Origin of the sequence: Natronorubrum sediminis (genome assembly GCF_900108095.1) — an archaeon.
Lineage (GTDB): Archaea > Halobacteriota > Halobacteria > Halobacteriales > Natrialbaceae > Natronorubrum > Natronorubrum sediminis.
Window position 1 is genome coordinate 1 of the sequence record NZ_FNWL01000006.1, and the last position, 12,367, is coordinate 12,367.

11 protein-coding genes are annotated in these 12,367 nt (G+C 60.2%); 9 read left to right on the forward strand and 2 right to left on the reverse strand.

Annotation, left to right across the window (positions count from 1 at the left end; genetic code table 11):
- From BLW62_RS17500 to BLW62_RS17515, 4 genes are all read left to right on the forward strand, one after another.
- Positions 1-980, forward strand: a 980-nt coding sequence (locus BLW62_RS17500) for an amidase (RefSeq protein WP_090508330.1), incomplete at its 5' end; no start/stop codon positions are given.
- Between the two features lie 473 nt (positions 981-1,453).
- Positions 1,454-2,218: an IclR family transcriptional regulator gene (locus BLW62_RS17505; protein ID WP_090508331.1), complete on the forward strand. Its 765-nt coding sequence runs from the start codon at positions 1,454-1,456 to the stop codon at positions 2,216-2,218.
- A gap of 72 nt (positions 2,219-2,290) precedes the next feature.
- Positions 2,291-3,292 carry an LLM class flavin-dependent oxidoreductase gene (locus BLW62_RS17510; RefSeq protein WP_090508332.1) on the forward strand — a complete coding sequence of 334 codons (1,002 nt, stop codon included), beginning with the start codon at positions 2,291-2,293 and terminating at the stop codon, positions 3,290-3,292.
- 105 nt (positions 3,293-3,397) lie between these two features.
- Positions 3,398-4,186 (forward strand): enoyl-CoA hydratase/isomerase family protein, encoded by a 789-nt coding sequence (locus tag BLW62_RS17515; RefSeq protein ID WP_090508333.1) that lies wholly within the window; start codon positions 3,398-3,400, stop codon positions 4,184-4,186.
- 11 nt (positions 4,187-4,197) lie between these two features.
- Here the strand turns inward: BLW62_RS17515 and BLW62_RS17520 are convergent, their stop codons facing one another.
- Positions 4,198-6,171 carry a 3-hydroxyacyl-CoA dehydrogenase/enoyl-CoA hydratase family protein gene (locus BLW62_RS17520; protein ID WP_090508334.1) on the reverse strand — a complete coding sequence of 658 codons (1,974 nt, stop codon included), beginning with the start codon at positions 6,169-6,171 and terminating at the stop codon, positions 4,198-4,200.
- A gap of 152 nt (positions 6,172-6,323) precedes the next feature.
- On the opposite strand from BLW62_RS17520, the gene BLW62_RS17525 reads away from it, so the two are divergent.
- Positions 6,324-7,547, forward strand: a complete 1,224-nt coding sequence (locus BLW62_RS17525; RefSeq protein WP_090508335.1) for an acyl-CoA dehydrogenase family protein — start codon at positions 6,324-6,326, stop codon at positions 7,545-7,547.
- A gap of 49 nt (positions 7,548-7,596) precedes the next feature.
- On the opposite strand, the gene BLW62_RS17530 is transcribed toward BLW62_RS17525, so the two are convergent.
- Positions 7,597-8,652 carry a phosphotransferase family protein gene (locus BLW62_RS17530; protein WP_090508336.1) on the reverse strand — a complete coding sequence of 352 codons (1,056 nt, stop codon included), beginning with the start codon at positions 8,650-8,652 and terminating at the stop codon, positions 7,597-7,599.
- Positions 8,653-8,888: 236 nt separating this feature from the next.
- On the opposite strand from BLW62_RS17530, the gene BLW62_RS17535 reads away from it, so the two are divergent.
- From BLW62_RS17535 to BLW62_RS17550, 4 genes are all read left to right on the forward strand, one after another.
- Entirely contained in the window at positions 8,889-10,061 is a 1,173-nt protein-coding gene (locus BLW62_RS17535; protein WP_090508337.1) for a CaiB/BaiF CoA transferase family protein, read from the forward strand.
- Between the two features lie 148 nt (positions 10,062-10,209).
- The gene (locus BLW62_RS17540) at positions 10,210-11,418 is read left to right on the forward strand and encodes an acyl-CoA dehydrogenase family protein (RefSeq protein WP_090508338.1); all 1,209 of its coding nucleotides are present in this window, start codon (positions 10,210-10,212) and stop codon (positions 11,416-11,418) included.
- 87 nt (positions 11,419-11,505) lie between these two features.
- Positions 11,506-11,940: a universal stress protein gene (locus BLW62_RS17545; protein WP_090508339.1), complete on the forward strand. Its 435-nt coding sequence runs from the start codon at positions 11,506-11,508 to the stop codon at positions 11,938-11,940.
- Between the two features lie 139 nt (positions 11,941-12,079).
- Positions 12,080-12,367, forward strand: coding sequence for a hypothetical protein (locus BLW62_RS17550; protein ID WP_245726744.1), 288 nt, complete (start codon positions 12,080-12,082; stop codon positions 12,365-12,367).

Consider the following 12,367-nt stretch of genomic DNA (forward strand, 5'->3'; position numbering starts at 1 on the left):
GGAGCGCGGCCGCCGTCGCAGACGGACTCGCCCCTGCGGCGCAGGGATCCGACGCCGGCGGATCGGTTCGAATTCCAGCCGCCTGTTGTGGTGTTTACGGGTTCAAACCGACATTTGGACGAGTTCCGAACGGAAACCCGGCGAACGCCTTCGCCGAACACACGCCGTTCGTACAGCACGGCCCGCTGACCAGGACGGTCGAAGACGCGGCGATTTTGCTCGACGTGATGACGGGGCCCCACTCGAACGATCCGTTCACGCACCCCGAAATGACGGAATTGTACACCGATGGACTCGAGCGTAATATTGACGACTTCGAAATTGCGTACAGCCCCACGCTCGGGCTGTTCGACGTCGATTCTCGCGTTCGAGAGACACTCGACCGCGCGGTTGAATCGTTGTCGGCTGCGGGTGCGACGGTCGAGCGAATCGAGGTTACCTTCGATCGCAATCCGGGCGAGATACGGGATGCGTGGCGGACGATCTTTCAGGTGCTGATAGCGGACATCATTCGACAGCTAGACGACACACACGGGATGGATCTGCTCGAGGAACACGGTTCGAGTATCGATTCGCTGGTGAGCAGCATTGTCGAGGCGGGTCGTGCTCACTCCGTCACGGAATACAAGCGAGCCGACGCCGTTCGAACGGACGTGTATGCGGACGTTGCGACCATTTTCGAGGAGTACGATCTGTTGGTGACGCCGACGATGGCGATTCCACCGTTCGAGGCCGAGCAGATCGGACCGTCGGAAGTCGATGGGGTCGAAATAGATCCGTTTATCGACTGGATCTTCAGTTGGATATTCAATATGACAGATCACCCCGCAGCGTCCGTTCCGGCCGGATTCGTGGAGGAATCGCTCCCAGTTGGGATGCAACTCGTCGGCGATAGATTCGCCGATACTGACGTCATCGCGGTCAGTGCGGCCTTCGAACGGGAACGGCCGTGGAACGGTGCATATCCCTGGCAAAGCTGAGGTGTTGATCCCACGCTGGACAAAGCGAACACGGTATTCGACAGAGTAACTCGGCCCGAAGATTGTTTGCTGGTCGGTGGCGAACTCGAGTCGAAGACTTATCGAACCGTTCGATACTGGATCGGCAATTGGGGCGTTATTGTTAGACTCGAACCCACATACTGCCGGAGTACGGAATAACCGGAGCTACCTTCGGTAGAGATAAACATTACAAGTGTATTGGTGTAACGACGGTGTCGATTTTGCCCCACCGTGGAGGATAGTACGCGTGTAGATTCTTGTGTTACCTTATGTTAACACGACACATTCGGTATCGTCGGAATAGCCGGTCAATTGTGTCAACTGGGTTCGATCCACAAATAACGCGAATTCGCGCACGTGATCGAACAACCCACCTCGTGAGTCGTCTATCCACTCCTAACACCTCCGGAATTACCGGAACAATTATTTCCGGTAGAATGGTAGCACGCCGCATGACAATCGAAGTACAATCGATCGAACGGGCCGACCGGCTCTTACAGACGCTCGTGGACGTGGAGGGGGCGACAGCGTCCGAGTTGGCCGACGAAGTAGATATGCCGCTGAGTTCGGTCTACGATTACCTCACGACGTTCGAAGAGTTAGGGTACGTCGTCGACTCAGGCAACGGGCATTACGTGGTCTCGTTCGGCTTTCTCGAGCTCGGGAACCGGGTTCGGAATCAGTACGATGTCTATACCGTCGCGGAGTCGGAACTCAAAACGCTCTCTCGAGAGACCGGCGAATACGTCGTTTTAATGGTGGAAGAGGACGGTCTCGGGGTCGTCATCGGATTGCAGAAGGGGGACGAAAGTTCCAACATCCACATACGGCGGACGCATCCAGGGACGAAAACGCGCCTCAGCACGACCGCGAGTGGCAAATCGATCCTCGCTCAACTCTCCGACGAGCGAGTGCGTGAACTCGTCGATCGATACGGGCTCGCACCGAAAACCGAGAACACGATCACGGATACCGACGAACTGTTCGAGGAACTTGAACGGATTCGAGACGACTGCTACGCGATCGACGACGAGGAGCGATTCGAGGGGATGCGAGGGGTCGGCGCACCGGTAGCGACCGGAAACGAGTCAGTTACCGCCGGTATCGCGATCTACGGACCGGCGAATCGTCTCACCGAGACGGTACTCCACGAGGAGTATTCGAAACGGGTCCTCGAGACGGCCAACGTTATTCAGGTTAATCTGTCGTACTCGTGACCGGATAATACGGTTCACGAGTTGTGAGACGCAGCGCGTGGATTGATGCTGGTCGCACCACATTGGAACACTATGACCGAATTCGGCTTCGTTCTTCCAGACGAGTTCTCGCACGTTCCACTCGACCAGACCCTCGAGTTCGCCCGCCGAGCCGACGAGGCGGGACTCCACTCGGTCTGGAAACAGGAAGCCTCGGGCACGAACGGAGTCGCCACGCTCGCGGCCATCTCTCAGTGTACGTCTACCGTTCGGATCGGGACCGGCGTGGCGAGCGTCTTCTCTCGGAGTCCGTCACTGCTCGGAATGAGTGCGGCGACGCTTCAGGGACTCTCGAACGGGCGCGCACTGCTCGGCATCGGCGTGAGTTCTCCGCCGCTCGTCGAGCGCTGGCACGGGTGCGAGTTCGACCACCCGCTCAGACGACTCCGCGAAACGATCGAAATCGTCCGCCAGGTGACCGCCGGTGGAACGGTCGAGTACCACGGCGAGGTGTTCGACGTCGGACCGTACACGATGGCGCTCGAGACGAACGAAGACGTCCCCGTGTTCAACGCCGCGATCGGCGACGCGAACCGCGCGCTCACGGGGGAGTTCGCGGACGGATGGCTGCCGGCGTTCCTCCCTCGATCCACGTTTTCGGCGTTTGTCGACGACGTTCGAGAGAGCGCGCGAACCGCCGGACGAGACCCCGACGAGATCACCGTCGCGCCGTGGATTCCGACTGCAATCGACGACGACCCAGACCGTGCCGAACGCCGCGTCCGATACCTCCTCGCACAGGAAATGGCGATGGGGTACAACGAGCAACTCGACGAACACGGATTCGGAGACGCGCCGGACAGAGCACACGACCTGTTTCGCGACGGAGACCGTGAGGCAGCGGTTGCCGCGATCTCTGATCAGATGGTCGACGAACTGACCGTCTCTGGAACCGAATCCGACGTGCGAGACCAGTTCGACCGGTACGCTCACGGCGGCGCCGACCTCATCATCGCGATGCCCTCGATGGAAGCTTCGGTTCCCGAGTTGGAGACGGTCGTCGACGTCTTGGGTGAACTCAGCGACTCGACGTGAGCGAGCGGGTGGGCCTCGTCACGGCGCGTTCGACGCGACCGCCGACCGGCGAACGAGCCGCGGCGACGGTACGTATTAGGTGGTCTCCCTCGATAGCGCGTGTGTATGTCTACCGAATACGAAACCATCGAACTCGCCGTTAGCGACGACGGGCGAGCGACCGTCACGCTCGATCGACCCGACTCGCTGAACGCGCTCGACGACCGCATGGCCGAGGAACTACTCGACGCACTCGAGACCCTGCGCGAGGAGTCGGCGCGGGTCCTCGTTCTCCGCGGCCGGGACGGGAACTTCTGCGCCGGCGCGGATATCGGCACGTCGCCCGAGACGACGGCCCCGCACGAACAGACTCGTCGGTTTCGCCGACTACGGCGGCTGTTCGATCGGCTCGAGTCGTTTCCCCTTCCGACGGTCGCAGCGATCGAGGGGTACTGCCTCGGAGGCGGGTGCGAACTCGCCTGTTGCTGTGACACCCGGATCGCAACTGCGGACGCAACGATCGGCGTGCCCGAGATCACGCTCGGCGTCATTCCCGCCTGCGGTGGCACCCAACGGCTCTCGCGACTCGTCGGGCTCTCCCGCGCTCGCGACATGATTCTCCGCGGGAAGCACTACGACGCGGCGACGATGCACTCCTACGGGTTCCTCCACGAAGTCGGTGGCGACCGATCGTTCGAAGTCCTCTTAAAAGACGTCGTCGAGGAGTATCTCGCCAGACCGCCGGTCGCTATCGAATTCGCGAAACGGGTCGTCAACAAAGGATACGAGTCGCCCCTCGATGCTGGTCTCGAGATGGAGGCGCTCGCAACGGGCGTCCTGTTCGGTACCGAGGACGCCGAGGAAGGCCTCGACGCATTCCGTACCAATCGCACTCCGGAATTTAGGGGGGAGTAGTCCTCGCCGCGCTAGCGCTGCCAGTCCGGATCGCGTTTCTCCAGGAACGCTGCGAGCCCCTCGCTCGCTTCCTCCGATTGCGTTCGTTCGACGAGACGGCCCATCGCGTTGTCGAACCAATCCTCGAGCAGATCGTCTTCCATGGTCGTCCAGAAGTCTTTCATTTCCGCAACGGACTTCGGGCCCGACGCCGTCGTTGCGCGGGCGAGTTCGCGAGCGACGTCCGCAACCTGGTCGCCGTCGACGACGTAGTTGACGATACCCATCGATTCGGCCTCGGTAGCCGTCAGCTGATCGCCCGTCAACGCGAGTTCCATGATCGACTTCTTTCCGAGACTCATCCGACCGTAGGTGAGTCCGATCGGCGGAAGCGCACCGATTTTCGCCTCCGGAAGCGCGAAGTCGCTGTCCGGAGAGGCGACCGCGAGATCACTCAGCAAAACGAGTTCGCAGCCGCCGCCGTTCGCGACGCCGTCGACGGCCGCGATCACGGGTTTCGGATGATTCCGAAGCGTCTCTACCGTCGGGCCGAGGACGTTTTCGATCATCTCTGAGGCGTCCTCGGTCGACTCCCAACTCTGGATCTCGGCGATGTCGTCGCCGGCACAGAACGCGCGTCCCGACCCTCGAAGGATCGTCGCGCGTACCTCGTCGTCATTCGCGGCGTGCTCGAGGGCATCGTTCAACCCTTCCCAACTCGGCTCGTCGAGCGCGTTGAGCGCCTCGGGACGGTCCAGCGTGATCCAAGCAACGTACTCGCGTCGCTCGTATCGGACCGTGTCGAACGTCGTTTGCTCGTAGTCCCACTCGTAGAAGCCGACACTCGATTTGCGCCCGCACTCGTCGTTCGAAACCATCTCTTCGAGGTGCGGGTGTGGTTCGTACTCATCCCAGCCTGATCGTTCGCGGAGCGTCTCGAGCGTCTCTACCAACCGATCGATACCGTACTCGTCCGCCATTTTGAGGAGCCCTCGGGGCCAGTTCATCCCGATCCGCATCGCCTTGTCGATCTCGGACTTCGTCGTCACGTCGTTGGCCAGTAACCATGCCGCCTCGTTTACTGCGGGTGCCAGGAGGTGTTTCGGATCGAAGTCGTAGCGGCGTTCCCGCGGGATATCGACGCGCGAGTACTCGCCCGGGGTAGGATAGGAGTAGAAGCCGACTCCGGTCTTCATCCCGTGTTTGTCGACTTCGGTTTTCTCCTCGAGCAAGTCGGGGACGTGCAGGTCGACGCCGCGGTCGCGCATCGACTTGGCAGCCATCGTTGCGACGTCGACGCCGCTGAAATCGAGGACCTCGAACGGACCCATTGGGAGACCGATCCGTCGGATCGCGGCGTCGATCGAACGCTCGTCCTGTTCGCCGTTCTCGACCTGTCGAACCGCCTCGAGCCAGAACCGCAGGTTGATCCGATTGATGAGGAAGCCAGGGATGTCCTTCTCGACGAGGACCGGCGTCTTCTCGATCTCTGTGCTGATCTCCTGAATCGCCTCGAACACGTCGTCGTCGGTCGCCTTGCCACGGATGACCTCGACGATTTCCATCAACTGAACCGGATTCGAGAAGTGCATCCCCACGACCGCGTTCGGGCGGTCCGTCGCGGACGCGATTTCGGTGATCGGGAGCGTACTGGTGTTCGTCGCCAAAATCGTTCGCTCGGGTGCGTGGTCGTCGATCGACTCGAATACGGTCCGTTTCAAGTCGATATCTTCGGGGACCGCTTCGACGATCAGATCGGCGTCGCCGTAGGCCTCCTCGTCCGATGTCGTCGTTTCGAGTCGCTCCAACACGGCGTCGTGATCCTCGCCGAGTTTCTCGAGGCTCCCCTCGATTTTCTCGAGAGCCGTTTTCAGGACGTCGTCGTCGACGTCGACGATCGTGACGTTGTACCCGGCCGTCGCAAACGTCTGGGCGATACCGTGTCCCATCGTGCCGGCACCGACGACGGTAACAGCGTCTACGCGTCCGGCTAGTGAATCGCTCATAGTTGCCTTCCCGTAGAGACTTTCGACGATTCGTGTTATAGCTTTCCCCGGTGTGTGTTCTCGCTACACACGACTACGTCGAAGCGGGAGTTCAATCTAAGACACACTCGCGTCCCCCGTCGTTATATCATGTGAGACCGTACCAATGGACCATGCGGAGTGATAGCGACTTCGACGACTTCCGCGAAGCGGCGCTCGAGTACCTCTGGACCGAGATCGAACCGGACGCGGAAGCGTGGGATCGAACCGGTACTCTCCCCCGGAGCGAATTGTGGGACGAATTTCTCGATCTTGGCTTTCTCACGTGCCGCGTGCCGGAAGAATACGGTGGCCTCGATCTATCGACCCGAGAATACGTGCAACTGGAAAAAGAGTGGGCGAAGGTCTCAGGGGGATTACGAGTCATCTTGCACGTCCACACCGTCGGTGCGGAACTGGTCGCGCAGGCGGGAACGGACGCCCAGCGAGATCGCTGGCTCTCCGAAATCGTCGAGGACGGGGCGTCGTTCGCGTTCGCACTGACCGAACCGCACGCCGGCAGCGGAACCGATATCGAGACCGAGGCTCGAGCGGCCGGCGACGACTACGTCATCAACGGGGCGAAACACCACATTACGAACGCGGACTTCGCGGAGTACTTCACCGTCGTCACGCGGACCCCGTCCGGATTCGCTATCTTCGTCGTCCCCCGCGATGCCGACGGACTGACCATTCGCGAGATGCCGGAAACGATGGGGAGTCACGGGTCGGAACACCGGTATCTACAGTTCGACGACGTTCACGTCCCCGGAAGGAACCTGCTCGGGAACGACGAAAGCGGGGGTCTCGCCGCCGCCGTCGATCACCTCCGAGTGAGCCGAATCTACGTCGCCGCGAACGCGCTCGGTATCTCCGAGCGGTGCCTGGAGGAGGCGGTCTCCTGGAGCAAGAAACGCGTCACGTTCGGCAAACCGATCGGCGAGCGCCAGGCCGTCCAGCGGTATCTTGCGGAGATGGCCCGCGACGTGTACGCGCTACGGCTGATGGTCGCGGACGCCGCCGAAACCGTCGACGAACGAGGGAATGCTGGTATCGAAGCGGATCTCTGTAAGCTGCTGGCTACTGAGGCGAACAGGCGAGTCACCGACAACGCACTGTTGGTCTTCGGCGGTATCGGATACTACCGGGAAGTGCCGATTCAGCGATTCTACCGTGACGCGCGTCTCAACTGGCTCGAGGAGGGAACGCCGTCCATCCAACAGATCACCGCAGCGAAGAGCCTGCTCAACGGCGAGTATCCCTACGAACTCGACGAATGGGCGACACGACGGTACGACCCCGGGCCGTTCGAATACGATCCGACGAACGGAGACGAGTACGAACTCTCTTACGAGTAGCGTCGGCACCGCAACCGAGCTCCCGGTGCCGGATTTCCGCCGCGTCGGATCAAATGTCTCGTTCGCCGTCGATGATCTCTTTCGCCCGCCGACTGATTTCGGGGACTACCGCCCCCATCTTCGGGTAGAGGTCGTCGTTGCTGTTTCCGCTGAGATACCGGGCGTAGAACATCTCACAGACCGCGATGAGCATGTAGAGCCCAAGTGCGACGTAGAACCGTCGGTTCGTGAACTCGAGACCGGAGCGTTCTTCGTACCGATCGATGAGTTCCTCCTTGGTCGGATACCCCTCTCGATCGATAAACGTCGGCATGAGGTCCTCGATGAGCGGGTCACGGTCCCAATAGCAGAGCATCCAGCCGATGTCGGCCGACGGATCGCCGAGCGTCCCCATCTCCCAATCTAACACGGCGTTGATTTCCGGCGGAGTGCCGGGCGCGAGCATGACGTTGTCGAGTTTGTAGTCGCCGTGGACGAGCGTGTGCTCGTAGTCCTCGGGAACGTTCGCCTCGAGCCACGTTCCGAGTTCGTCGATGTGCGGGACTTCGCGTTCGCTTTCCGTCGTCTCGTACGCCCACTCGAATTGCTTTCCCCACCGCTCGACCTGTCGCTCCGTATATCCCTCCGGCCGTCCCAGATTTTCCAGCCCGAGCGATTCGTAATCGAGCGAGTGAATCTCGGCGAGCGTGTCGATCAACGTTTCGCCCACGAGGCGGCGCTGCTCGGGCGTCGCGAACCGGGCGGGTTCGCGGTCGCGAACGACGTCACCTTCGAGGCGTTCCATCAGATAGAACTCGCCGCCGATCACCGAGGTGTCGTCACAGGCCACCACCGGCGTCGGCACCGGAACGTTCGTGTCCGCGAGCGCGTCGATGACCCTGTACTCCCGGAGAACGTCGTGAGCCGTTTCGGCGGTCTCACCGGCCGGCGGACGGCGCATAACCAGTTCTTGCTCCCCCCACTCGATGAACAGCGTCTCGTTCGAGTGTCCCTCGTCGTGGTAGTGAACGGTGACTCCTCGAGCGTCGCCGAATTCACGCTCGAGATACGCCGTTAACGCGTCCTCGTCGACGAGACGGTCGAGATAACTTTCGTTTTCGGCCATATGGTCTGTTTGATACTCGGTAGCGAGGGAGTTTAACCTTCTGTCAACGAGATTGGAATCACGTTCTTTGTTACAGGCTACCGTGCCCCAAATACTTAAGAAGCGAATCGGTGATGTTCGGTTAGTATGACTGTCGAACGACCGTTGCCCATCCGTACCTCCAACCAACACGACCAAGTGACGAACATCGGTGGAACCGGGCTACGAACACGATCACCCGACGAGCGTGAGTGGCCATGAACCTCGAGGACTACACCGTCCTCGACCTAACGTGGTTGCTGCCGGGGCCCTACGGGACGATGCTGCTGGCCGATATGGGTGCCGAAGTCATCAAAATTGAGGAACCGACTCGCGGCGATTACGCCCGCTGGCTCGAGCCAGAAGTCGAACCGACGGATTCGGGCGCGCTGTTCCACTCGGTCAATCGAAACAAAAAGAGCGTCACGCTCGATCTCAAGAGCGACGCGGGCCGGGAGACGTTCTTCGAACTGGTCGCCGACGCGGACGCCGTCTTCGAGCAGTTCCGACCCGGCGTCGTCGACCGCCTCGGCATCGGCTACGACGACCTCCGCGAGGTGAACGAAGAGATCGTCTACTGCTCGCTGTCCGGCTACGGACAGGACGGGCCCTACAGCGACCGCGTCGGCCACGATATCAACTACGTCGGACTGGCCGGCCTCCTCGGTGAGACCGTTTCGAAAGACGGGACGTTCCCGGCCGTCCCCGCCTACCAAATCGGAGACAAGGTCGGCGGCATGTTCAGCGCGTTCATGATCGTCTCGGCGTTGCTCGACCGCGAGGCGGGTAACGGCGGCCAATACCTCGACGTCTCGATGACGGACGTCGTCGCGTCGCTCGGAACGGGCCAGAGCTGGCGGGCGTTCAGGAGCGAGGAACTGCCCGAATCGGAGCGCTCGCCGGCGGCGATGGAAGCGCCGTGTTACCACGTTTACGAGACGAAAGACGGCAAGTACGTGACGATCGCCCCCCGCGAGGAGAAGTTCTGGGCGCAACTCCTCGAGGAACTGGATCGCGAGGATTTGGCTGAGTACCAGTTCGCGACCGGCGAGGACGCGGCGTACGCTCGCGAGGAACTCCAGTCGGAGTTCGATAAGCGAACGCGCGAGGAGTGGGAGGAGTACCTGTCCGAAGAGACGATGTTCGCCCCGGTCAACGAATTCGACGAAGTGTTCGAACACCCGCAACTCCGGGCACGGGATATGCTCGGGGAGATGGAGGTTGGTGACGGCGAGGCGTTCTCGTACGTTGGCTTCCCGGCGAAGTCCTCGAGCGAAATCGAGGATATGCGGTCACCAGCGCCCGAGTTCGGTGAACACACGGACGAGGTTCTCTCTCGAGTCGTCTCCGAAGAGCGATTGAAGGAACTCGAGGAGAACGACGTCATCTGATTCCGATCGTCGACGTAAATCCGGCGACCTGTTTTCGCTGTCGACGGTTCCGAACGTCAATACGACGAGAAAGCGGCCCCAAACTGACGTCACCGAAGCGCGGTTGTCCGGACGTAATTTTAAATCACGCTCGCTCGAGAGTACTGCTATGGAGTACCAAGACTCCGAGCGATCGAGAGAATTAGCCGGGCGAGCCCGAGATTTCGTCGACGATGTCGTGATACCGCGAGAGCGCGAACTACCGGGAGGAACTGCGGTCCCCGACGACGTTATCGCCGAGCTTCGCGAAGAAGCGAAATCTCGAGACCTGTATGCGCCACAGATCGGCGAAGAGTACGGAGGGATGGGCGTCGACTTCCGAGACGTGCTTCCGCTGTTCGAAGAAGCCGGTCGAAGTCTGCTCGCCCCGCCTGCAATGCGCGTCGATGCGCCCGACGAAGGAAACATGCATACCCTCGAGATGGCGGGCACGGAAGACCAGAAAGACCGGTGGCTTCGGCCGCTTCTCGAGGGGGAGCTCACGTCTGCGTTTTCGATGACCGAACCCAGACAGGGTGGCGGTGCGGATCCGAAGATGATCGGGACGACCGCCGAGAAAGACGGCGACGAGTGGGTCATCGACGGTCACAAGTGGTGGATCACGAACGGGGGCGAAGCCGACTTCTACATCACGCTCGCACGAACTGACCAGGAGAAGCATCCCTACGAAGGCTGTTCGCTCATCGTCGTCCCCGAAGACACGCCCGGACTGGACGTCGAACGCGATATCCCACACCTTGGAGACGACGTCGTGTCCCACGTTCACTCGGAAATCCGCTACGACGACGTCCGCGTCCCCGAAGAGAACCTACTGGGCGAAGAAGGAGAAGGGTTCACCATTGCACAGAAACGCCTCGGACCGGCGCGACTCACGCACTGCATGCGCTACTCCGGGATGGCCGCTCGAGCGCTCGAGGTCGCGAAGGCGTACACGAGCGACCGCGAAGGGTTCGGCGATCCGATCGCCGATAAACAAGGGGTCCGGTTCGAGATTGCGGAGGCTGAGACTAACTTGCACGCTGCGCGGACGATGGTTCGTCACGCGGCAGATGAAATCTCCCGTGGGAACCAGGCACGCGTCGAGGTGTCGATGTGCAAGTTCTTCACCGCGAACGTCACGGAAAACGCGATCAACACCGCACTTCAGTTCTGTGGAGCTAGTGGCATCGGCAAAGATTTGCCGATCGCTGACTTCTACGAGAACGTTCGACAGTTCCGTATCGTCGACGGTCCAGACGAGGTTCACAAGCGGGTGATCGCTCGTAACGCGTACGAAAACGTCGATATGGATGAATTAGATCCGTTGCCGACGTTCTGAGGACATCACGAGTACCACTCCGTGTGTGTGGTATACTAGCATTCTTATAAAAAATGCTATTTGGGACTACTGTGACTCTTTACGTGTATGTATCAGAACGTACTCGTCCCGGTAAACGGGACCGAGATTTCGGAAACGGCGATTCCACACGCGTTGGAACTGGCAGAAAAACACGACGCGGTCATCCACGCACTTTGTGCGTACAATCGCGAGGGTGGGTACGGGTCGCTATCGATCGAATCCGCCCAGCGTCAAGAGGAGGACCTACAGGACCGTGCCCAAGAGATCGCAACGGCGGTCGCTGATCGCGCCGAGGACGAAGGAATCGAAGCTGTCAGTGCGGTGAGCAGCGGTGACCCGGCCGATTCGATACTCGACTATATCGACGAGAAGGACATCGACATCGTCGCAATCGGTGCTCGAAAGCGGTCACCAACCGGCAAATTGTTGTTCGGTAGTGTGACTCAGACCGTGCTTCTTCACGCGAATATTCCAGTCGTCGTGACCGGTTCAACGGAGTGAATGCGATTGTTAGGTAGTATGACTGCGAATACGTGAGAAAAAACAAACATAATGTTTTAGTAACCGGGTCGGAACAGATGTTGTGAAGGTATGGTACGCCATGGCAAATAAAACACCAGAAGATAATCCGTCGACAGCAGTGAACGATTCGAACGGGGGTGGAGCACCCGAAACGTCAGAGGAAAACGTGATCGCGTACGAGGACATCAGTTTCACGGACCAACCTGGTTTCAAGCCGATGATCGTCATCGGGTCGCTCGTCATAATCTCGTTCATCCTGCTCGCCGGATTACCGCAATATGCCGAACCCGGGGACGGCGAATTTACGCTGTTCACGTACACGACCGTGGTTTGGGGACTCGTGATTGTCGTCCTCGGATTCGCCTACGAGTACTGGCTGATGAAGATCGAGGGAGGTGGGTGGTAA